16 protein-coding genes are annotated in these 21,325 nt (G+C 55.1%); 12 read left to right on the top strand and 4 right to left on the bottom strand.

The annotated features are described in order from the left end of the window. Positions 1-262 precede the first annotated feature (262 nt). The 9 genes from ACJ8PN_RS07405 (at position 263) to ACJ8PN_RS07365 (ending at position 11,907) form a co-directional block, all read left to right on the top strand. The gene (locus tag ACJ8PN_RS07405) at positions 263-553 is read left to right on the top strand and encodes a hypothetical protein (RefSeq protein WP_025302735.1); all 291 of its coding nucleotides are present in this window, start codon (positions 263-265) and stop codon (positions 551-553) included. Then, a complete protein-coding gene (locus tag ACJ8PN_RS07400) occupies positions 550-837 on the top strand; it encodes an E492 group microcin (protein ID WP_442534773.1) in 288 nt (95 codons plus the stop codon). Before ACJ8PN_RS07405 ends, ACJ8PN_RS07400 begins: the two co-directional genes overlap by 4 nt. A gap of 79 nt (positions 838-916) precedes the next feature. Next, positions 917-2,443 (top strand): MchC protein, encoded by a 1,527-nt coding sequence (locus ACJ8PN_RS07395; RefSeq protein WP_351107883.1) that lies wholly within the window; start codon positions 917-919, stop codon positions 2,441-2,443. A gap of 18 nt (positions 2,444-2,461) precedes the next feature. Further along, positions 2,462-2,911, top strand: coding sequence for a toxin-activating lysine-acyltransferase (locus ACJ8PN_RS07390; RefSeq protein WP_025302733.1), 450 nt, complete (start codon positions 2,462-2,464; stop codon positions 2,909-2,911). Positions 2,912-2,928: 17 nt separating this feature from the next. Further along, entirely contained in the window at positions 2,929-6,735 is a 3,807-nt protein-coding gene (locus tag ACJ8PN_RS07385; RefSeq protein ID WP_442534772.1) for an AMP-binding protein, read from the top strand. Continuing rightward, positions 6,735-10,880 (top strand): non-ribosomal peptide synthetase, encoded by a 4,146-nt coding sequence (locus ACJ8PN_RS07380; RefSeq protein ID WP_351107875.1) that lies wholly within the window; start codon positions 6,735-6,737, stop codon positions 10,878-10,880. The genes ACJ8PN_RS07385 and ACJ8PN_RS07380 overlap by 1 nt, the downstream gene beginning before the upstream one ends. 244 nt (positions 10,881-11,124) lie before the next feature. Then, positions 11,125-11,385: a hypothetical protein gene (locus ACJ8PN_RS07375; RefSeq protein ID WP_016927848.1), complete on the top strand. Its 261-nt coding sequence runs from the start codon at positions 11,125-11,127 to the stop codon at positions 11,383-11,385. 24 nt (positions 11,386-11,409) lie between these two features. After that, a complete protein-coding gene (locus ACJ8PN_RS07370) occupies positions 11,410-11,577 on the top strand; it encodes a hypothetical protein (protein WP_016927849.1) in 168 nt (55 codons plus the stop codon). A 42-nt stretch (positions 11,578-11,619) separates the two neighbouring features. Further along, positions 11,620-11,907, top strand: coding sequence for a hypothetical protein (locus ACJ8PN_RS07365; protein ID WP_025302730.1), 288 nt, complete (start codon positions 11,620-11,622; stop codon positions 11,905-11,907). Between the two features lie 184 nt (positions 11,908-12,091). On the opposite strand, the gene ACJ8PN_RS07360 is transcribed toward ACJ8PN_RS07365, so the two are convergent. From ACJ8PN_RS07360 to ACJ8PN_RS07350, 3 genes are all read right to left on the bottom strand, one after another. Beyond that, positions 12,092-14,191 (bottom strand): peptidase domain-containing ABC transporter, encoded by a 2,100-nt coding sequence (locus ACJ8PN_RS07360; protein WP_016927850.1) that lies wholly within the window; start codon positions 14,189-14,191, stop codon positions 12,092-12,094. Next, positions 14,184-15,470 (bottom strand): HlyD family secretion protein, encoded by a 1,287-nt coding sequence (locus tag ACJ8PN_RS07355; RefSeq protein ID WP_016927851.1) that lies wholly within the window; start codon positions 15,468-15,470, stop codon positions 14,184-14,186. Before ACJ8PN_RS07355 ends, ACJ8PN_RS07360 begins: the two co-directional genes overlap by 8 nt. Before the next feature lie 437 nt (positions 15,471-15,907). Then, a complete protein-coding gene (locus ACJ8PN_RS07350) occupies positions 15,908-16,822 on the bottom strand; it encodes a LysR family transcriptional regulator (RefSeq protein WP_442534771.1) in 915 nt (304 codons plus the stop codon). A 103-nt stretch (positions 16,823-16,925) separates the two neighbouring features. Here ACJ8PN_RS07350 and ACJ8PN_RS07345 point away from each other — a divergent pair, with 103 nt between their 5' ends. After that, complete coding sequence (locus ACJ8PN_RS07345; RefSeq protein ID WP_442534770.1) at positions 16,926-18,089, top strand: MFS transporter; 1,164 nt, start codon at positions 16,926-16,928, stop codon at positions 18,087-18,089. Here ACJ8PN_RS07345 and guaD read toward each other — a convergent pair. Then, positions 18,074-19,390, bottom strand: coding sequence for a guanine deaminase (gene guaD, locus ACJ8PN_RS07340; protein WP_442534769.1), 1,317 nt, complete (start codon positions 19,388-19,390; stop codon positions 18,074-18,076). The genes ACJ8PN_RS07345 and guaD overlap by 16 nt on opposite strands. Before the next feature lie 426 nt (positions 19,391-19,816). On the opposite strand from guaD, the gene fecI reads away from it, so the two are divergent. Both fecI and fecR read left to right on the top strand, forming a co-directional pair. Further along, positions 19,817-20,341: a ferric citrate uptake sigma factor FecI gene (gene fecI / locus ACJ8PN_RS07335; RefSeq protein WP_171453953.1), complete on the top strand. Its 525-nt coding sequence runs from the start codon at positions 19,817-19,819 to the stop codon at positions 20,339-20,341. Beyond that, on the top strand, positions 20,338-21,294 hold the full coding sequence (fecR, locus tag ACJ8PN_RS07330) for a ferric citrate uptake sigma factor regulator FecR (RefSeq protein ID WP_351107854.1): 957 nt from the start codon (positions 20,338-20,340) through the stop codon (positions 21,292-21,294). The genes fecI and fecR overlap by 4 nt, the downstream gene beginning before the upstream one ends. Positions 21,295-21,325: the final 31 nt, after the last annotated feature.

Here is a 21,325-nt window from a genome sequence, read left to right as displayed (position 1 = left end):
GGGGAATGGCTCCCTCTGAGTCATCACCTAGCTTAGGCGCAGTTGGCAGTTTGAGCAAAAACAAGTGATTAGAAGTTAACCGCCTCGCCGACCGCGGCCAAACGCTTCTTTGACATCTTTATTTTTCATCATCGACACATAGTCACAAAAGGTAATCATTTTATGATTAATTAATTCAATACTATGATAAACAAAGAGGAATCATAAAATACCCTGTTGACTTATCAGGTTACCCAATGTAACTTGGTGTAAATTTTGATTAATGGAGCTAATCAAATTGTATCTTATAACGGAAATAGTTCTTATTGTCATTTTCATCCTCATTATCAGTGCGATCTATAAAAACGCGAAGAAAAAAGGCGTGCGCACGTACCACATCGTTATGCTGTTCTTGATATTTCCCCTTGCCGTATTTTTAGACTACTGCCTGCAGCGCCAGGCGATCCTTTTGGATACGGCCGCCCTTAAAACCACGGCCAGTTATGGTTTGCCGATGGCGATTATTTTTTCGCTTGTTTTATCTATCACCTCTCGCAAGAAGGAGTTTAAATGAGAGCCTTAGCGGAAGTTGAATTGTCATGTATTAACGGTTCTGACGGCAACGATTCTTATAATCCGACTTCGCTCATTGTCGGTAGCCTGAGCACAATAGCGAAATTACCCACCCCCGTATCCTTAGCCGTGGGCGTCGGGACGGAAATAGCTATTCAAGCCGCACCACACATGCCGGTTAACGTTGCTATTCCACAGGTTCCTATGGGCCCAACCTGGAATGGCAGTGGCGGTGGCCGCCCTTCACCTTCGTCTTCACTTTCAACACCTGATTCATCAAATTAAAAAAAACAGTCTTATTATTCCTTGTGCAATAAGGCCGGGATTTAACTTACTCTGCACCAATAAAAATAACGATTAAAAAATGACAAAGCTCGCCATGCTTCACGAAAGCTTGATCCCTTTCGTCGCAAAAAAGACAGGTTCTCAATTACTCTGGCACAATGCATTAAGCCCTGCTGAACAAGACGAACTGAAAAAAGAGACCAGCTATCTCATCGAAGAAAATAATCGCCATGCTATTTTTGATGATGGTACGCCGCGCTTAAACGATGAAAAAGTCTTTTTCGCCGAACGTTATGGCGGCGGCGCTATTTCGCGCAACGGCGGCGGAGCACGCTGTGGCTTTGATGGGCGTTGGCAGGTTAAAGGTATTGGGGCTAATGCGTTAGTCGGTCAAGGGGCAAAGCATGTCGATGGCGAGTTGACGATGACCGGCGCAGTATTGGAGGCATTATGGGGGAACGTCATGGCCAAACTGCTGCCTTACGGTGCCGTGCCCAATAAAGCGATCTTGGTGACCGATAGCCCCTTAGCCGCCATTTCTCCTGAATCGGCGAGAAGTCCCCATAACCGTAAGGCGTTGCTGGTGCGTGAGCCCGTCGTGCGCCCTGCACATTTTTGCCGCGCACCCTACTATCATCCTCATGATGCGATGCAAAGGCAGCCTTCGGATATTCAGCGGGTCGAAAAGCTGATTGTCACCGCACCGGCTTTTCTGCCTCGTCCCCCGGAGTTTGACGCCGCAAGCTGGTTGGCATTGCCCCAGGAAGAACAAGCATTCTACGGACTCTGCGAGCTTGCCCGGCGTCTCGCGACGCAGATCGCGTACTGCCGCACCCGGCATTTGGTGATGATGACCTCACCCTCCAATTGCGATATGGCCGGTAGGCTGCTGGACTTTCATGGTGTTCGCAGTGTTTTTCCCGCAGAACGTCGCGATCCCGGGCGCAGCTACATTCAACACAACAAGCTCAATGAAGACGCCCCTTTGTTGCTGAGAGGCTTGCAAGATCTCGCTTTTTATTTAGCCAAGCATCAATTCGGCCCGGCATTTCTCGCGGCAGCGCACCAAGGCATCGGTGCGGCCTTCAACATGGCCTATAAACGAGCCTGCCTGCTGGATAATCTCGGTATGGCGGGTTTTGACCCTGCATTTTTACAACGCCTGTCTCTCACCGCCGAGTGGTTCGCCTTAGGCGAACGCTTGCAAAAAATGTTCGATTTGGCTCCCGGCGTCTTTACCCGTCGACAAGGTCTTGGCCTGGGGAATGCTCATCCGGCGATTGCCCTATTGCACCGGCTCATCGACGCACCCGTAAGGGTTCCCGCCGAACAACAGGGTACGACCGCGGAGGAGAGATTTTCTCTGGCGTTCCGTCGGTTATACGCGCAATACCTTCAGGAAACATCAGCAGTTCAAACCTCCGCCGGATTACAACTGGCGATGAAACAGACCGTCACCAGAAGGTTGGGTTCCCGCACGTTCATGCGCCGTGAAGTGATTTTTCAAGAAATTTCCGGCTGGCGCGGCGAAGTCAGCGAGATCACCGAACAATTGCAAACCTATCTCGACCGTTTCGAGCGCCAGGCGATCAACGTATTACAATAACAACGCTGAGGATATTTCGTGAGTTTTATCAAAGAAAACCAGCAGGGTAAAAGTAGGTTCAGTCAATACGAGAGCCTGGGCTTCGCCGTTAACTGTATGTTGATGAATAAAAATTACAGTTTGTACCATATAAAAACGTTGCAGCTATGGACTCAGGAAGCGATTAATCAAAACCAATTTAAAATATTATTCGACCATTTGGATAACCCGATAGGGTATATAACCTGGGCCTACCTGAGAGATGAGACGCTGAGTCGATTTATTAACGATCCGCAGTTTCTTCTCCATAACTCAGAATGGGATGAGGGCGGTACGCTGTGTATTTTAGATTTTTGCTGCAAGCCAGGCAGCGCGCATTTATGTTTGGAACACCTTAAAAGAGTTCACCCCATCGTAGAACGCCGCACGGTTGTGTGGCGCTCCCGCCGAACGGGCAGACTGATGACTGTAAAAAATAAAGAAAAATAATTGTCAGGGATGAGGCAATGAGCAAACATCAATTACTGGATTCACAGGCAGGATTTTACTATGGCACCAAGATCGGCGATGATAAATCGAGCTATAATATCGCGGAATATGTCGAAATAAATCACACTCTCGATATCGCAAGAATGAAACGTGCTATTCATCGTGTCATCAGCCAAACCCCTACGCTGCACGTTCTGTTTGATGAGAATAACGGCACGCCTTATCAATATTCCGTCACCGCCAATATCTCAGTGGAATGGGTAGATCTTTCGCAGAGCGCCAACGATATGGCCACCGCTATCGAATTAATGGAAGCGGATGCTAAGCGCCCCTTCTCGCTGGACGCAGCGCCGTTATTCAGACAAAAAATCATCAGGCTGGGTGAGAAACGCTTTCTGTGGTATTTCTGCAGCCACCATCTGCTGCTTGATGGTTACGGCACTTATTTGCTGATCCATCAAGTGGCGCAGGCCTACCGAGACCAGACACAACAACCGCAAGACGTACCGGCGATCGATGCCTTGCTCAGGGCTGAATCTGAGTATAAACAGTCAGCCGCCTATCAAGCAGACCGACATTTTTGGCAAGCGGCCAGCGCCTCACTGCCAGACCCGATGACATTAGCCTGCGCCAATATTCCCTCGGGACAGACCATCCGCCATGTGACGTCGTTGCCCTATCCTGCCGAGCGGCTTGCGCTGCAAACCGAACATCCTTCTTGGCTGGCGCGCACTTTTGTAGCGGTGATGGCGTATTTGTACCTATGTACCGGCGAGAAGCAGCAAACGATCGGCGTCCCTATGATGGCGCGAACAGACGCCCTGTCGAGGCAGGCGCTAACCTGCAAGACCAACGTTGTTCCTTTGACTCTCGATATTGAGGACACCGCTTCATGCCGACAGTTGGCGCAAACCATTGAACACGCGCTCAAGCAACTCAAGAAACATCAAGCGTTTCGTTACGAAGAGATAAAAAGTCTGAGGAGCGTCGCCAGCCGCTCGCCGTTGTTCAACATCGTGGTCAATATCATTCCCTTTGAAGCGGCAGCCTCATTCTCTCCCGCTCAGCGTAGTGAAATCCGTAACTTACGCTCAGGAGGCGCGCAGGATCTGGTCTTCAACATGCGTCCCGATCTCGATAACCAAACGCTGCGGCTGGAGATCGATGCCGACTCAGGGCTTTACGATGCGGCCAGTCTGGTGCGGCACAGCCTGGGGATACAGACCTTGTGCACCTTGCTGTACGACGATCCGGAAAATCTTTCCGTCGCGGCATTGCGACAACGTTTCCCGCTCTCGCTGCTGGGTAAAACAGCCAACGACAACGTGGTCGATATCATGCAGCGTATCGATCGTGCCGTCGTTCAAGCGCCGCAACGCACGGCGATCCTCACGCCTGAACACGCTTCGTCATCGCTCAGAACGCTGTCTTATGCCGTTTTGCAGCAGCAGTGGCGTGCGCTGGCCGATGTCCTGGCTCCCGTTCGCGCCGCACATACCGTACTGTTGCTCGACTTGCCGCAAGGGCCGGAGGCCATCATCTGCATGCTTGCTGCGTTGCAATTGAAAATGCCCTTCGTCAACCTGAATGCCAAAGGGGATGGAGCGGCTTACCGTCAACTGCTTGAACAGTTTAGCGACGCTATCCTGATTACCGATCGCACGCGTCCCTCCGTTCATTCCGAGCCTGGCGCATTGGCGCATTGGCGCGCATCGACACTCAATATGCCGACGGATTTCGCACACTTCACCGTGTTTCGCCGGCAAACATCGACTGAGGCGCCGGCGTTCCCGGTCGGTACCAGCTATATAATGTTTACCTCCGGTTCGACGGGAATGCCTAAAGGCGTGATAGGCGCCCGACATGCTCTCAACGTTTTTGTCGATGCGGCGATAAAATGCTATGGCATTCAACCGCACGAACGCGTGTTGCAATTTGCGCCCTTGCATTTCGATGCCTGCATCGAAGAAATTTTCATGACGCTGGGGGCCGGCGCCCACCTGTGTATCGCCCCCGAGACCGTCAAGCACAGCTTTGCCGCTTTCTTCACATTCTGCGACGATCATCACATCAGCCTGTTGGATCTGCCGACCGCCTACTTTAATGAAATGCTGTTCGCCTCCGGCGGTGAACAGACGCTACCGCCGGCCGTCACTACCGTTATCATCGGCGGCGAAAGCCTTTCACCGCGAGCCAAAGAACGCTGGTTCGCGCACTACCCCAAAGGCAGGAAATTATTCAACTCCTACGGCCCAACCGAAACAACCGTGGTGGCGACGGCCGCAGAAATCAAAAACGATGGCGCCGCCGTGACGATAGGCACACCGCTGGATGGTATATACACGGCGATCGTCGGCGAGGATCTCAGGCCGTTGCCGCTCGGCTGCAGCGGCGAATTACTGATAGCCGGAGCGACCGTCGGCCTGGGATATTGGCATCAGCCAACGCTGAGTGCGGAAAAGTTCGTCACCCTTGAGGCCAACGGCCATCTCATGCCCGCCTTTCGTACCGGCGATATCGCCTGCCAGCGCCAAGATGGGCAGTTGGTGTTCCTTGGCCGCAAAATTCGTGAAGCGAAAATCGCCGGGCAGCGCGTCAATATGGGTGAGATAGAAAGCTGTCTGGCCCGCTTGCCCTCCATTGTCGAGATTGCCGTACTGGCCAAAAGCGGCGACGCGGGAACGGAACTGTACGCGCATTATCACAGCCGGCAGCCGCTCAGTGAGGCAATGCGCCGCACACTGTACGGCGAACTGCCCAATGCCCATATTCCTCAGCGCTTCGTGCATCATCCAACGCCGCTGGTCAAACTGGCTAACGGCAAGATTGATTATCGCACCCTGGAGAGACAATCCCGGATGCCTGAACCCACACGGGAGTTGCGTTCGACGACATTCAACACCCTGGTGCATGAAGTTTGGCTGGCGACGCTGGGCAGTGACGATGGCGACTTCTTCACGCTCGGCGGCGAGTCCCTGCAGGCCATAAAAATCATTAACGTGCTTAACGCCCACTGTCGGTTGGATCTGAACCTGAGCGACATTCTTGAACATCCAAGACTCGCCGATTTCTGCCGACACCTGACGCAGTTGGCCCATGCACGCTATGGTCTGGATCCGCAGCATCTGGACATCCGTTGCGCTATCGGCCGCTGTCTATCAACCGAGGCGCCGACCAGCAGCAGGCTGTTTATTCAATCTCCCGAAGGCACAGATGAACGGCTTTTATTGGCCGCCCTCGCCGACAAACGCGGTGTGGACATTCTGTCACCGCAGGCGCTGCCGTTGCCTGCTGAATGGTCGCTGAACGCGGCCATATTCAACGTACCGAACGAAGCCACTCAATATGCCAGTTGGCTAGATGCACTTTCGGCCCTGCTGCACACCCTGCCCGGCCGAGTTAACCACATGATCTTTATGCATGATACGGCCGGCGGAGCCAGACTCACGCAAGGCCTGCTACGCGATTTCCGGCATGAGCGACTACTGTTGCTGCATAAAGTCGATGCGCGCCGCCAAGCCGTCGACGCCGGCGTTACAGAGTTGATAGCCCTCTCTGCGCGGCTGGGTTATTTCCCGCACATTCGGTTCGATACGGCCAATGAGCGATTGAACGGCTGCGTACTGAGGATCTTCGGTTTCGATGATGGCGAGAATATCGACCATCGCGCCGCCTTCACAATGGCGCAGCGGAGAAACCCGGGAGTGCAGTTGTGTAGCTTAGCGCATTGGCTGAATTTGATTTCCGCCCACAGCGACAAACGCCCGAATAAAAGCGGTCGAACAGCGAAAACTATCGACGTCAACATGGAAGGAGCGCACTGATGAGCGTCATCGGCTTGATCAATCTGATGGAAATGGCGAAACAGGGAGCAAAATTCGGCGAGCTGTCGCCTCGACGCCAAACCATCGAGCATGTTGACGCCGCCGCACTCAGTGCGGTGCAGGAAGACATTACCGCATTTTTATCTGTCTGTACGCCAGACAATTCAGAGCGGCACACCGGCGAGAAGCCTTGTTACACCGTCAATCACTACGCGGGCCAATACCTGTGGCTGTATGAAAACTTCACCAAGAACAGCCCGCTGTATAACATTCCGATCGCTAAAGAGATCCTGGGGCCCTTTGAACCCGAGCGTTTGCTCGCCGCGTTGAAAAAACTGCTCAAGCGGCACGGTGCGCTTTGCGGCCGCTACCGGCTAGACGGTGAAGCCATCACCGTTGACATCGTGCATCCTGATGAAACCATTTTCGAACACAGCCTCGAGGACATCAGCAGGCTGAACAGTGAAGAGCAGCAAGAAAATATGCTGGCGGCGCTTAACGCCCAGTGTACGATTCCGTTTGACCTCGCGGCTGAGTATCCCCTGCGCTGCCGGATCTTGAGAAAGAGCGCGCAGCACCACTATCTGTTCTTGACCTTCCACCATTGCGTGGTCGACGGCTGGACGGCCAATTTGCTGGTGGATGAACTGAGTCGTGACTATCAAGCGTACGAAGAGCATTGGCATTATGACAACGGCCAGGCGTTTTTCCGCTATCTTGAAGACCCTTTCCTCGCCGTCGCCAATGTCGATGACAGCATGGCGTTTTGGCGCGATGAACTGGATGGTGCACCGGAAAAACACGCGCTTGAATACGATATCGCCATCACCGCGGCAGGCAAAACACAGAATATCGTCAGAACATCGCTGACGAACGAACTGCAGTCGGCCCTGGCCCAGTTAGCCAAACATAACGGTACGACGCTGTTTACGCTGTTGCACTCCGCCTTCGCGTTACTGATTGCCAGAGAATCGGCGACGGATCGCGTGGTCATCGGTAGCCCGATCGCCAACAGGAACGAGCCGACGTTAAACGACGCCGTTGGCAGCTTCGTCAACACGATCGCTCACCAATTTATCATCACTGGCGACGACAGTTTCACCGCGCTGCTGCAAAAGAACGCCAATAAATTTGCGCGCGCTTTCAAACATCAGGGATTGCCCTTCTCTTACCTGGTTGAACAACTCAAGCCCACGCGCGGCAAGTTCCACCCCATTTTTCAAATCATGTTCGTCTGCCAACATCGCAAAAGCAACGAGCTAAATCTTGGCGGTGCGCAGGTTAACACCCTGCCAAGACGCTATGCGCCGCCCAAGTTTGATCTGGTTCTGGAAGTAATTTCTGGCGCAGAGGGCATTCAGTTGGAGTGGCAATACAACGCCAAGCTGTTTACGCCGGAGCGTATTAACGGATTGGCGCAAGCTTACGTTTTGCTGTTGCAGCAAATTGCCTGCGATCCTTCGCTGGCCGTCGACCACTATTCGCTGGCGCCAATGGCCGATAACCGGCAATTGCGGCAGCTCTCCGTCGGGCAGGCGATGCCGGTATGCTTGCGGCAACCTCTTTCCGATCGGCTGTTACGCGCTGCCCACCAGCATGGGGATCGCCCGGCGTTGTTCGAGGGAGATCAGGTGTGGCATTACGATCGGCTATTGCGGCACGCCGGCCTCGTGGCGCATTGGCTGAACGCCCATACCGCCCCTGGCACACTCATCGCCATCGATCTTCCACGCGGCGCTCATCAAGCTATTGCGGCGCTCGGCGTGATCCTCGCCGGACGCGCCTACTTGCCGTTGGCCGAAGGATTACCGGATGCCCGCGCAGCGGCCATTATGCGAATATCGGGTTGCGCCTGGGTTTTGAGCAATCGGGCTCACCATCGCGCCCGCTATCCGCAGACAACCCGCGTTCAGGATCTGGAGGCGCTGTTTTCTCCCTCTGCCACAGGCACAGCAACCTTCCCATCAGGCGAAGCGGAAGCACTCGCCTATGTCATTTATACATCGGGGACGACAGGCACGCCAAAAGGCGTGGCGATGGAACACGGCGCCGTCACCAATACCTTGCTGACCATGAATCAACTGTTTAACGTTTCACATCGTGACAACGTATTGGCGCTCGCCGACCTGGCCTTCGATTTATCGGTCTATGACCTGTTCGGCAGTTGGCTAGCCGGCGCATCGGTAACCGTGTTATCGCCGCACGACGCTAAAGAGCCGTCAGCATGGCTACATGCGATACGCCAGCGGAAAATCAGCATCTGGAACTCGGTTCCCGCCATCTTGCAAATGCTGGTGCAATACTGCGCACAAGAAAACATCCTTTCGCTGCCTCAACTGCGGCATATCTGGCTGAGCGGCGATCGTATCTCTCCGCGGCTGATCGCCGAAGCACATCGGCTTTGCCCCAACGCCACCATCACCAGCCTTGGCGGTGCCACCGAAGGGGCAATATGGTCAATTTATCATCCACTTACACGAGATACGCACTACAGAAACGCCATCCCCTATGGAACCGCATTGCCGAATCAAAGCATGTGGGTGTTGAATGAAAAACTCGAGCCGTGCGGTTTCGGCGTTACCGGCGACATTTATATCGGTGGCGTTGGCGTTGCCCGCGAGTATTGGCGCGATAGGCAAACCACCGCCGGCAGCTTTGTTCTTCTCCCAACCACCGGAGAACGCGTGTACCGCACCGGCGATCGTGGCCGTTGGCATCGCAGCGGTTACATCGAATTCCTCGGCCGCGAAGACCAACAGGTGAAACTGCAGGGTTTTCGCGTCGAATTGGGTGACGTCGAATTCGCGCTCAAAAGCAGCGAACTGGTCGCTGAAGCGTGCGTCGTCTGTCGCGATGAAACCAGGAACGGCACACCGTATCTGGAAGCCTATATCACATTGACCGAGGCGGGGAAAGCCAGCGTCCAGGCGGAGCAAAGAATACGCGAGCTGGTTACGGCCGCATTGCCCGCGTATATGGCGCCATCCCACTATCATCTTATTGAACGTTTCCCGCTTTCACGCAACGGCAAATTGGATCGCACCTTGCTATCGCCAGGCACCGAACGGAGCCAGGCCAGCGAGGTTGTTCCCGCCGCGTCCGCGGAACTCATGCTGCTACGTGAGTTGTTGGCGGATACGTTAGGCTGTGCTCCAGACAAGATCGACCCCTATGCCAGCTTCTTCAGCAATGGCGGCAGCTCGCTTTCCGGCATTACGTTTTTGGGTAACATCAAGCGCGCCCTTAATGTGGAATTAACCCTGGCGGAAATCCTTGGCTACTCACAGCTCGATAAACTTGCCGAGCGTCTGCGCGATAACGCGCCCCTGCCGTTATCGATGTTGTCCGGCGCAGCCGATCGCCCCTCTCTGCCCACCTTGTATTTGGTGCATGGTGCCGGTGGCCAGGTACATCAATATGCAAAGTGGACAAAACAACTTTACGCCTGCGCCAACATCATCACCATCGCCAGCCCGGGGTTGGCCGCGCCAGGCGCAGACGACACACTCACCCTGCAGCGATTGGCCGCCTCCCATTTGGCGGCCATACCGCGTGCCAAACGCGACACTGCCGTTATCGCCGGCTGGTCATTGGGCGGCCAATTAGCTGTCCATATGGCGGCGCAGGCTACGGAACAAGGCGCGCCCTTTGCGCATGCGGTGCTTGTCGACAGCGGTTTGCCCACCCAGCCCCCCTCAGTGAATCGAGGTTTCAGCGTGGCGCAAAGTTACCTCAGCCTGTTCGACTCTCTCGGTATTGCGCGCCATTTGTGTCGGCATCAAGAAACGGACGCGATAGACAGCTTCGCCAACGAGATAAAAATGCACTATGCGCTGAATCAGAGCGTGCTTGCGGAGAAGATCACGCTGGAACATGCCGAAGCCTTTTGTTGGGCGCTGAAAAAATCCTTTGATCTGACGAACAACGCCGGCCCTCTGCCACAGATAGCGATACCGCTGACGCTTTGGCTCAGCCAGCAACGTCAGCGTAAACACCCCAATCTTGCACAACGCTGGGAGAAGCAATCCTCTCATGACGTTCAACTCAATTATTGTGCAGAAACGCATTACAGCATTTTAAACAACGCTCAACTTCTTCGAGCGCTGTCGCGGATGCTGCGCGCGTTGTCCACATCATTGGAATAGCGCGAGAAGATACCCCTGGCCATTCAAACCTATCGAGGCACTGATGAAATTACCCAGCAGTTGGATTTTTTTGTTCTGCTTTTACTACACATTCATGGATATTTTTTATTCGTTATTTTTTTCCGAAGACAGGAGGTTTACCAGCACAATCATTCAATCCTTTATCTTTTCAACCTTGCTAGTGGCATTTTTCTGGTATCGGAAAACTGTAAAAACCAAAAACCAATAATATAAGGAAGTCGTTATGAGAGAACTTACGATTAATGAAGTGAACTTTATCGCAGCCGCTGGGGATTTCAGCTATGCGGAACTGGGCGGGGCCGTCGCTGCCGGCGCGGTTGGTGGAGCGATGACCGGCGCCATGGCTGGCGGTGTCGGTGCCGGCCCAGGCGCTGTTGCCGGTGCCGTTATCGGTGGTGCCGCCTATACCGCTGGCAAAATGGTGGAATCCATGTTGGGTGGCAATAAACAAACATCGACGAACAATCCTGCCGACAGTAACTAATACAGGAAGATTCGTGTTCATCATATGAAAAAGTCACTTATTGTATTGTTCGCCATTTTAATTGGGCTTGTTGCTGGCACGATTGCGGATTATTTCACCCTCAATCGCTTCTTGAAATACGCCCTTATCGCCGTTGCCGTTATCGGCACGCATAAATTGCTCAATAGCGATCGCGGGCAGCGCTCGGCATGATAAACGTGGCTTATTTGAAAATTTAATGATTAAGGAGCAAATATGCGCAATCTTACCTCTGAAGAATGTTCAATCATTTCCGGTGCAGGAGATCGCAGCGGTACATTGACGGTTTCCGCGGAAACTGTCGGCGCAGCGATCGGCGGTGGCATCGGCTCTATCGGTGGCGTGGCGGGCGGCGTTGTCGGCACCATTGTCGGCGGTGCTGTCGGTAACTACGTCACCGGCGATCGTGCCCCCGGCTCTGTTGGCCCATCAGGCATTCCCTGGGGCGGGAGCAACGGCGGCGGTACCATGTGGGGGAACAACAACAATACCGATTCGAACTGATCGGGGCCCTGCAAGCCACACGGCTGACCTCCCCGGTTAACGTTGGCTTCAGCGCCTAAAGCGTCATTTCATGCCAGGGTTATCGTTATGATAACCCTTTTTGTCATGGGCCCACCACAGGGGGAGCAACGCGGTTGGCGTAGCGAATGTCGAGATGAAGAAGCCAGGTGAAGCGAAGCTGACGTTACCCGAGTTGAATGACTCTATCCGCAGAGGCAATCGTCGATGGACGGTGCGCAATAATCACGCGGGTAATGTTCAGTTGTGAAATAGCGCGGTTAATATGTGTTTCATTATCGAGATCCAGGTGGCTGGTCGCTTCGTCCATAAACAGAATGCTGGGGCGACGATAGAGCGCACGGGCTATCAATAAACGCTGTTTCTGTCCGCCAGAAAGGCTTCCCCCCAATTCGCCGATCAATGTTTCGTAGCCCATTGGCATGTTTTGAATATCATCATGCATATTGCAACGCCGTGCGCACGCCTCAATACGTTTCAGATCCATTTCGGCGTCAAATCCTGAAATATTTTCAGCGATAGATCCCGCCAGCAGCTTGTCATCCTGCAGCACGCAAGCGATACATTGGCGATAATTATTAACGCCAATGTTGCTGATATCCATACCATCGACCAGCACGGCCCCTTCATCCGGCGACAGCAACCCACACATTAACTTCATCAATGTGGTTTTACCCACGCCGGAGGGGCCGACAATCGCCACGCTTTCTCCCGCAGCAATGCTGAGATTCAAATCCGTGATAATGGGTTTCGCCAAACGATCATACTGGTAGCGCAGATTCCGCACCTGAAGCTCTGCGGCGTTGCCTTTTGTGAAGAGCTGACGCGCGGGCATTTGCGGTTCCGGTGACGAAAGCACAATGTCCGCCACCCTTTCATTGTGCAAGCTTAACATTCGCAGCTGAAGCATCATGTCGATCAAGCTGCTGGCACGCTCCGAGAACTGCCCACGGTAGGCGTTAAACGCGATAAACATGCCGATCGTCATTTGATTGTCTATGACCAATGCCGCTCCGAGCCAAAGGATGATCACCTGATCGCAGGTGGCAATAAACGCCCCCAAACCGCCAAACATCATGTTTAACTTGGTCAGCTTGATACCCGCATTGATCGTTTCTACATTTAGATTCAGCCAATACTGTGAACGAGTTTCAGATAACCCCAACGCCTTTAACGTACTGATGCTATATAACGTCTCCATGAAATGAGACCCGGCCCGCGCGCCCTTCACCAACTGCTCTTCCGACAGCTGCCGATAATGTTGATAAGTCGACAGCCTGAGAATGACGTATATCGCCGTAAAGCCGAGCACCACCCAAACTAACCAGCCGCCATAGAGCAGCATCATGACAAATACCCCGACAGACATGATGCCATCAATAATGCTGCTGACGATGCTGGTAGTGAAAGTCGCTCTTATCGTATCCAATGAGCCGAAACGGGATTGAATATCACCCAACTTGCGCTTCTCAAAGAAGGAAAGCGGCAATTTCATCAGATGATCAAACACTCCCGCCTTCCATTGCACGTCTATCAACGCGCCCATGACGATAGAGATCCACGAGCGCAACATGGATACGCCAGTGCGGAATAAAATAAAGAACAGCAATCCTATACAAATCAGCGCTAAAAGATCATGATCGCCGGCCAAAATCACATGGTCCATGACCAACTGCGTACCAACGGGCAACAGCAGATTAACCGCTTCAATCACGATCGACAGACAGAAGATCTTTAGCAAGGCTCCCTTAAGGCCGCGCACATTGCTCATCAGCTTACGAAAGCGCAATCTGCTTTGCTGTTTGATCGGCTGAAATTCACTGTCTGGCCATAGCTCAAGCGCTACGCCGGTAAAATGCCGCGACAGTTCATGCAACTCCAGCACTTTACGGCCAAAGGCAGGATCATGGATCACCGCCCGCCCTCGGCTGACACTGACAAGCACCACGAAATGCTTCATGTCCCAATGCAGAATACAGGGCATTTTCAACGCTTTAAGCTCATCGATATTCAGCGATAACGCTCTGGATTGCAGCTTGAGTGCGCTCGCGATGTCAATCAACGCGGAAAGCGTCGCCCCGCGTGAAGAAAAGCCGTAGCGGCTGCGCAGATTAAACAGATCGATTTGCAAACCATGGTAATGGCATACCATCGCTAAACTGGCCAGCCCGCATTCCGAGGCTTCAGTTTGCAGGATCTGCGGCACTTTGCGGCGCAGCGACAAATTGAGTTTGCCCTTTAGCGCGTCTAAATAAGATTCAGTCATTGATTGGCCCCATCAGGCTGTTTTTCATATCGTAGAAAGGTGAGAACATCCATTGATATAGAGGCCTTTCTTCCAGAAACAGCGTGGATTGAGCCCGCATGCCGTTAGTGAGCTGCAACGCTTTGCCCTGGTAACTGATATGCGTTTTATCCAGGGAAACGGTCACCTTGTAAAAAGATGCCGTTTGCGCGCTGGGTTGATGCACGGGAGAACTGCTGTAAGTTGACATTTCTTGAATGGAGGCCGGTACATAAGCGATGCTTTCTATTCTGCCTGGAAACTGACCGAACTTCTCATAAGGGAAAGCGTCATAGCGAATGTTAATGCCGTCCCCCGCTGAAACATAAGGCACACTGGTGTTCGGCAACCATAAAACTAGCTGATAAATCGCGCCATTACGTGGAATAATCTGTACCAAGCTGTCACCGCTATTGACCATCTGACCCGGCGTAACGCTGAGAGACTCAATGCGGCCATCGCTTGGGGCATTCACGATCAATGCGCCGCTGGCATCGGCTTCCGCTAACTGCCGTTGCAAATCATTGCGCTGAAACTGGTACTGCGAAATTTGGTTATCGAAATCTGCCGCGCGCGTAACGATGTCACTTTCCAAATTCGTAATTTGCAACGACTCCTGAATGTGTTGACTATGCAGGTTTTGGAACAGACTTTGTTGTTGATAAAATGAATAGGTTTGCCCGCTAAGCTGATCTTTGGTAATCAGACCGCGTTGCTGATATTCCTTATAGGAACGCATGTTGTCCTGAGCAAATGCCACCCCCTCTCGTGCATTATCCAACAGCTGTTTGGACTGCATATGCGCCAATTCATACTGTTTTTTTTGCGCGCGTAGATTTTCCAGCGTCATACGCTTGTTGTCTTGCAACTTTAGAATGATGCTGTCGACATGTTTTAACTGGTTTTCAAGCGCCAGGCGCGTATTGGCGCTCACTTTCCCGTTATCCGTCACTCGGCTGACATCAATCTGATAAAGACGCTGGCCTTTTTTAACCACATCCCCCACTTCGACGAAGCGTTCCGAGATAAAACCCTGTTGGGGCGCAAACACGTTGACTGAGCGGGGGAAGGTGGTGATTTCACCATAAACATTAATGCGGCGTGTATAATGACTGAATATAAGAAAAGAGAGGAAAACAAGAATAAATAAAAACGATAAAAGACCAAAGCACCAGGCAGGCAAGCCGTTTATCAATAAAGCCTTACCCGCCCATTTCGCCCGCTGATGATCCGTGGCTTCCTGTCGAAACAAATCACGCATGACATCCCTTTCCAGAAATAAAATTCAAGCCAGCCTTGGCTCGTAAAATGCGGAAGCATATCGAAAAACAGCAGCAGAGATTAAAACAGGTCTGTTGTTTTTAATTAGCGATATCGTAAAGATAATTATTCTCATTATGATATCGGGCGTTCCGAAGAAATGCAATGTTTTTTACGCACTTACCCAGCCACATAGCCGTATATCACTATGCATATCGATAAAAAACCAATAAAGAGCCTCCTAATCAAATAACGTTATTCATTCTATCTCTCGCCATATGTAATATGCAGCGGCGTAACCGCCGGATCGAGCAGCAATGTGGATAAACGCATCAAATCGAAACGCCTCCATGTTCACGGAATAAGGTCTCGGGGAATGGCTCCCTCTGAGTCACCTCCTAGCTTAGGGCAGTTGGCAGTTTGAGCAAAAACAAGTGATTAGACGTGAGCCACCTCGCCGACCTGCTGTATCAGAAAGGTCAGCAGCGCGCGCGTTTTGGCCGGCAGATAACGGCGGCCGGGGTAAACGGCATACAGCTGCAGCGGCGCCGGCGGCAGTGCCAGCGGCACCTCAACCAAACGTCCGTCGGCCAGAAACGGCCGGCAGCCGAGCTCGGAGAGCATGGCGAACCCCACGCCGGCCAGGGCCGCCTTCAGCGCCATCTCCCCGCTATTGACGCGATAGCGCGCATTGACCGGGACGGTAACGAACTTGCCGTCCGGGCGGACGAATTGCCACGGCATGCCCTTCAGCGCATCCACCGTACTGATACAGGGCAGTTGCGTGAATTGCTCAATCTCCGACGTCGGCGGCCACTGCGCCAGCAGCGCCGGCGCGGCCACCACGATGCAGGGAAAGGTCGCCAGCGGCTGCGCGACATAGTCGCTGTCGTCCAACAGGCCCCGGCTGACCATGACCGCCAGATCGACATCGTCAAGCAGCGACGCCATGCCCGCCAGATTGGTGACGCAGCTGATTTCGATCTGCGGATGCTGCAGGGCGAAGGCCGCCAACGGATCGCCCAACAGATATGGCCCCACTTCATTCGGCACGCACAGGCGCAGCGGCCCGCGCAGCTGTTGCTGCCGTTCGCTGAGGGTTTGCGCGGAGTGTTCCAGCGACGCCAGCAGCGGCTGGGTGCGTTCATGCAGCAACTGGCCGTTCGGCGTCAGCCGCATCGAGCGGGTGCTGCGTTCGATCAACCGCTGCTCAAGCTGGCGCTCCAACTGAGAGATATAGCGGCTGACGTTGGAGGTTGGCATCGCCAGCGCCTGAGCGGCCCCGACGAAGCTGCCTTGCTCCACCACCGCCACGAAAATGCGTAACAGGTTTAAATCCAATTTGGCGCGCATGATTATCCCACATTTGATAACAAACCATGCCATTTCTACCACCTAATCCCGCTCAACGCCAAGCGCTACACTGCCGGCCTGGTTCTGCAACCGATGGATGCTTATGACACCCACGAGAAAGCTGACGGCGATAGCGCTGGTCATCGCCTTTATTCAATTCACCAATGCCCTGGAATACATGGTGTTCAATCCGATATTTCTCTATATGGCCGCCGACTTTTCCGTGCCCGTCAGCTACGCCGGTTATGTCAGCGCGGCCTATACGCTGGCGGCGGTGATTTCCGGTATCGGCGCGTTCTATTGGATCGGCGGCGTTGAGAAGCGGCGTTTTCTGCTGCTCAACGTCGCGCTGCTGGGGGTGACGACCTTACTGATCGCCGCAACCCAGCAGTTTTATTGGCTGTTGGCGCTGCGGCTGCTGGCCGGTCTGCTGGGCGGCACCACGATGGGCGTGGGGATCGGCTTGCTGCTCAACGCCGCGCCGGCCGCGCTGCACGGCCGAATGCTGGCGACGGTGATTTCGTCCTTTTCGCTGGTGAGCATTGTCGGCATGCCGGGCATGCTGTACCTGTGCGAGGTGGCGAGCTGGCGCGTTGCGCTGGTGGCGATCGGTGGGCTGTGTCTGCTGGCGGCGGTGTTGGTGGCACTGTTCGTTCCCGGGGATGCGCCGCAGCCGCAGGCCGCCGCCCCCGTCACGCTCGATCGCCGTTTGTTGCTGTTCGCCTCCGCCGCCGGCCTGACGCAGTTCAGCCCGATGCTGCTGATCCCGGTGCTGGCGCCGCTACTCACCCAGCGGCTACAGGCAGCCAATGCGCATTTGCCCTGGCTGTTTCTCATCGGCGGCGTAGCCGGCTATCTGGCGACCGTGCTGGCGGGCCGCTGGCTGCAACGCTTTGGCGCCGTGACGCTGACGGTGGGCGCCACGCTGTTGCTGCTGGGCAGCCTGTGGCTGGCGGCGCGCGGTGGCGATCGCGGTGAACTGTTCATGGTCGCGTTTCTCGCGGCGGCCTATGCGCGACTGGTGGCGATCTCTTCCCTGAGCATGCGCTGGCCGGACCATCGGCAACGCGCGGCCTTCGGCGTGCTGCAAACCGCCCTGATACACCTGAGCGCCACGGCGGCCTACTTGCTCTCCTCCGCGCTGCTGAGCGGTGGCCTCACCCCGCTCAGTTTGCAACGCCTGCTGTGGCTGTGCGCACTGAGCGCCGTCGTCGCCGCGCCGCTCATCGTTTGGCTGCAGGCGCGGCTGCGTCAGCGCGCCGCCTGATAAACCACCTTGCCGTCCACATAGGTGCAATAAATATTGCGATCGTCCCCCAGGGTCATCAGCACGAAGCCTTGTTCCGCCGACGTGGCGCTGTTGGCGTAGCGCAACTGCTGCAGCGGCGTGACCGCCGGATCGAGCACCACGAAATCCGCCTCTTTACCGACGTTGAAGTTGCCGATTTTGTCGTCCAGCGCCAGCGCGCGGGCGCCGCCCAGGGTGGCATGATAGAACGCTTCTACGGCGGAGAGCCGGTAATGCTGCAGCTGGCCGACCTTGTACGCCTCGCCTAACGTGCGCAGCATATTGAAGGTGGTGCCGGCCCCCACGTCGGTGCCGATGCCGAGCTTCACCCGCTTGCGCCAGGCCTGCTGCAGATCAAACAGCCCGCTGCCGAGAAACAGGTTGGAGGTGGGGCAAAAGGCGATCGCCGAGCGGGTATCGCACAGGCAGTCCCACTCCTGTTCCTCCAGGTGCAGGCAGTGGGCGAACACGCTTTTATCGCCGGTCATGCCGTAGCGGTGGTAAACATCCAGATAGCTGCGGTGCTGCGGAAACAGCGCTTTTACCCAGGCCACTTCCTGCGGGTTCTCGCTCAGGTGCGTCTGCAGCCAAACGTCGGGATACTCTTCGCGCAGCCGCTGCACCTGCGCCAGCAGCGCCGGCGTACTGGTAGGCGCAAAGCGCGGCGTAATGGCGTAACCGAGGCGGCCTTTGCCGTGCCAACGTTCAATCAGCTCGCGCGTCTGGCGGTAACTCTGCGCCGGCGTTTCCAGCAGCGCCTCCGGCGCATGGCGATCCATCATCACCTTGCCGGCGATCAGGCGCATGTTCAGCGCTGCCGCCTGGCTGAACAGCGCATCGACCGACCGCGGATGCACGGTGCCGAACACCAGCGCGGTGGTGGTGCCGTTACTCAGCAACTGCTGCAGAAAGAAGGCCGACATCGCATCAGTGTGCTGCTCACAGTCATAACGGCTTTCGGTCGGGAAGGTGTAATTGTTTAACCAGTCCAGCAGTTGGTCGCCATAGGCGCCAATCATTTCGGTTTGCGGGTAGTGGATGTGGGTATCGATAAATCCCGGCACGATCAGCTTGTCGCGATATTCCGTGACCGTGAAGCCCGGCGGCAGCAGCGCCTCGCCCTGCTGCCAGCTGCCGAACCAGACGATGACGCCGTCGTTCAGCAGCAGCAAACCGTCGGGAACATGCCGCAGGCGTTCCTCAAGCTGTTGCGGCGCCTCCACACAGGCTGCGATATCAAAAAAATTGCCACGAATAGCCGTGGTGAATTGCAGTGCCATTATTTTCTTCCTTGTGACGACCGGCCAAGCTCACCCGCGAAATAACCTGCGCCGATGAAACAAGGCTTTTTTGCCCAAACGCAAAGACCGGATTAAGCATAGCAAGCCGCATGCCAACAGGCGGCGATAAAATACATTTTCAAATAAAAACAATTAATTAGTAATTAATCCAAAAGCATAGGCCGGCGAAAGAGAATAAGACCCACGCTCAGCCTTCACCGGCAGATTAATAGCAACCGTTTGCCTGCCAAAATAACATCGCGCCGCTGCACCTTGAATGGGCAAGCGAATATCTTCACGGCGCACGGCTTATTTCAACAGCGCGCCTGGGGGTTGAATCTCGGCCTAAGGACAACGGCCAAACTTGAAACGATAACCATTCTCAATTATCATCCGCGCATCTTTTTGACCAGCAATGCGAAAATCATGTCCGCCACCGCTTCTGCCCCGCACGCCGCGCTGTCGCGCCTTTACGCCACCCATCATGCCTGGTTGCAGGGATGGCTGCACCGCCGGCTGGGCTGCGCGTTCGATGCGGACGATGTGGCGCAGGACACCTTTATGCGCCTGCTGAGAAGCGACGCTGCGGCGACCCTGCGCGAACCGAAAGACTTTCTGGTCACCGTCGCCAAACGGGTGATGGTCGATCTGTTCCGCCGCAGAACGCTGGAGCGCGCCTATCTGGAGATGCTGGCGCTGATCCCGGAAGGCTACGCCCCGTCGCCGGAGCAGCGGCAGAGCCTGCTGGACAGCCTGCAGCAGATCGACGCGATGCTCGACGGCCTCGGGCCGAAGGTAAAACAGGCCTTTCTGTTGTCGCAGCTCGAAGGTTTGGGCTATGTGGACATCGCCGCGCGCCTCGGTGTCTCGGTCAGCTCGGTTAAAAAATACATGGCCAAAGCCACCGAACATTGCCTGCTGTTCAGCCTGGAAAACGACGTTTTCTCATGAGCAACGCCATCACTCCCGAGCAGCGCCAGGCGCTGAAAATGGCCGCACACTGGTATGCGCTGCTGTGCGACGAGCACGTCACCGAGCGCCAGCGCCAACAGTGGCACGCCTGGCATCAGCAGCATGACGATCACCGCTGGGCCTGGCAGCGCGTCGAAGCGCTGCAGAGCCAGTTGCAGGGCGTGCCGGGCAAATTCAGCTATCGCGCGCTCGATCGCGCCGGCCGTCAATCGGCGATCGATCGCCGCACCCTGCTGAAAAGCCTGCTGTTGTTGCTCGGCGTGGGCGGCGGCGGCTTCTTCTACCGGTCGCCACTCGGCCAGGAGCTGCGCGCCGACTACCGCACCGCCACCGGCGAAATCAAACCCATTGTGTTAAGCGACGGCACCCAGCTGGTGCTGAACACCGCCAGCGCGGTGGACGTGCATTACGACGATCGTCAACGGCTGATCCGCTTGCACGCCGGGGAGATCAGCCTGATTACCGGCCGCGACCCCCGGCCGCTGTGGGTGCAAAGCCCGCAGGGGGCGATGCGCGCGCTCGGCACCCGCTTTTTGGTGCGTGAGAGCGCCGGCGAAACGCGCCTGACAGTGCTGGAGCATGCGGTCGAGGCGCAGCTGGCGCAAAACGCGCAACAACAGCGCCGGGTGAACGCCGGTGAACAGATCAGCTTCAGCGCGACGGCCTTCGGCGACAAGCAATCGGCTGCGGCGGAGGACGGCTGGCTGCGCGGCGTGCTGAGCGTCAGCCAGTGGCGGCTGGACCGGGTGATCGCCGAACTGGCGCGCTACCGGCGCGGCCACCTGAGCTGCGATCCGGCCATCGCCGGCCTGCGCGTCAGCGGCAGTTTCCCGCTCAACGATACCGATCGCGCCCTCGTCCTGCTGAGCCAGACGCTGCCGGTTCGTCTGCAGAGCTTTACCCGCTATTGGCTGCAAATCGTCCCCGCCTGAATTTTTTTAAATAAAAATGATAAAAAATCGC

The organism is Serratia sp. CY76391, from assembly GCF_052166695.1.
Lineage (GTDB): Bacteria > Pseudomonadota > Gammaproteobacteria > Enterobacterales > Enterobacteriaceae > Serratia > Serratia nematodiphila.
The sequence above is the reverse complement of the archived record's forward strand: the minus strand, read 5'-3'. Positions and strand labels throughout refer to the sequence as shown.

Excerpts from the sequence above, each read along its gene's own strand:
- ACJ8PN_RS07405 (WP_025302735.1), top strand. The coding sequence starts at position 263 with ATGGAGCTAATCAAATTGTATCTTATAACGGAAATAGTTCTTATTGTC.
- ACJ8PN_RS07400 (WP_442534773.1), top strand. The coding sequence starts at position 550 with ATGAGAGCCTTAGCGGAAGTTGAATTGTCATGTATTAACGGTTCTGAC.
- ACJ8PN_RS07395 (WP_351107883.1), top strand. The coding sequence starts at position 917 with ATGACAAAGCTCGCCATGCTTCACGAAAGCTTGATCCCTTTCGTCGCA.
- ACJ8PN_RS07385 (WP_442534772.1), top strand. The coding sequence starts at position 2,929 with ATGAGCAAACATCAATTACTGGATTCACAGGCAGGATTTTACTATGGC.
- ACJ8PN_RS07380 (WP_351107875.1), top strand. The coding sequence starts at position 6,735 with ATGAGCGTCATCGGCTTGATCAATCTGATGGAAATGGCGAAACAGGGA.
- ACJ8PN_RS07375 (WP_016927848.1), top strand. The coding sequence starts at position 11,125 with ATGAGAGAACTTACGATTAATGAAGTGAACTTTATCGCAGCCGCTGGG.
- ACJ8PN_RS07370 (WP_016927849.1), top strand. The coding sequence starts at position 11,410 with ATGAAAAAGTCACTTATTGTATTGTTCGCCATTTTAATTGGGCTTGTT.
- ACJ8PN_RS07365 (WP_025302730.1), top strand. The coding sequence starts at position 11,620 with ATGCGCAATCTTACCTCTGAAGAATGTTCAATCATTTCCGGTGCAGGA.
- ACJ8PN_RS07360 (WP_016927850.1), bottom strand. The coding sequence starts at position 14,191 with ATGACTGAATCTTATTTAGACGCGCTAAAGGGCAAACTCAATTTGTCG.
- ACJ8PN_RS07355 (WP_016927851.1), bottom strand. The coding sequence starts at position 15,470 with ATGCGTGATTTGTTTCGACAGGAAGCCACGGATCATCAGCGGGCGAAA.
- ACJ8PN_RS07350 (WP_442534771.1), bottom strand. The coding sequence starts at position 16,822 with ATGCGCGCCAAATTGGATTTAAACCTGTTACGCATTTTCGTGGCGGTG.
- ACJ8PN_RS07345 (WP_442534770.1), top strand. The coding sequence starts at position 16,926 with ATGACACCCACGAGAAAGCTGACGGCGATAGCGCTGGTCATCGCCTTT.
- guaD (WP_442534769.1), bottom strand. The coding sequence starts at position 19,390 with ATGGCACTGCAATTCACCACGGCTATTCGTGGCAATTTTTTTGATATC.
- fecI (WP_171453953.1), top strand. The coding sequence starts at position 19,817 with ATGTCCGCCACCGCTTCTGCCCCGCACGCCGCGCTGTCGCGCCTTTAC.
- fecR (WP_351107854.1), top strand. The coding sequence starts at position 20,338 with ATGAGCAACGCCATCACTCCCGAGCAGCGCCAGGCGCTGAAAATGGCC.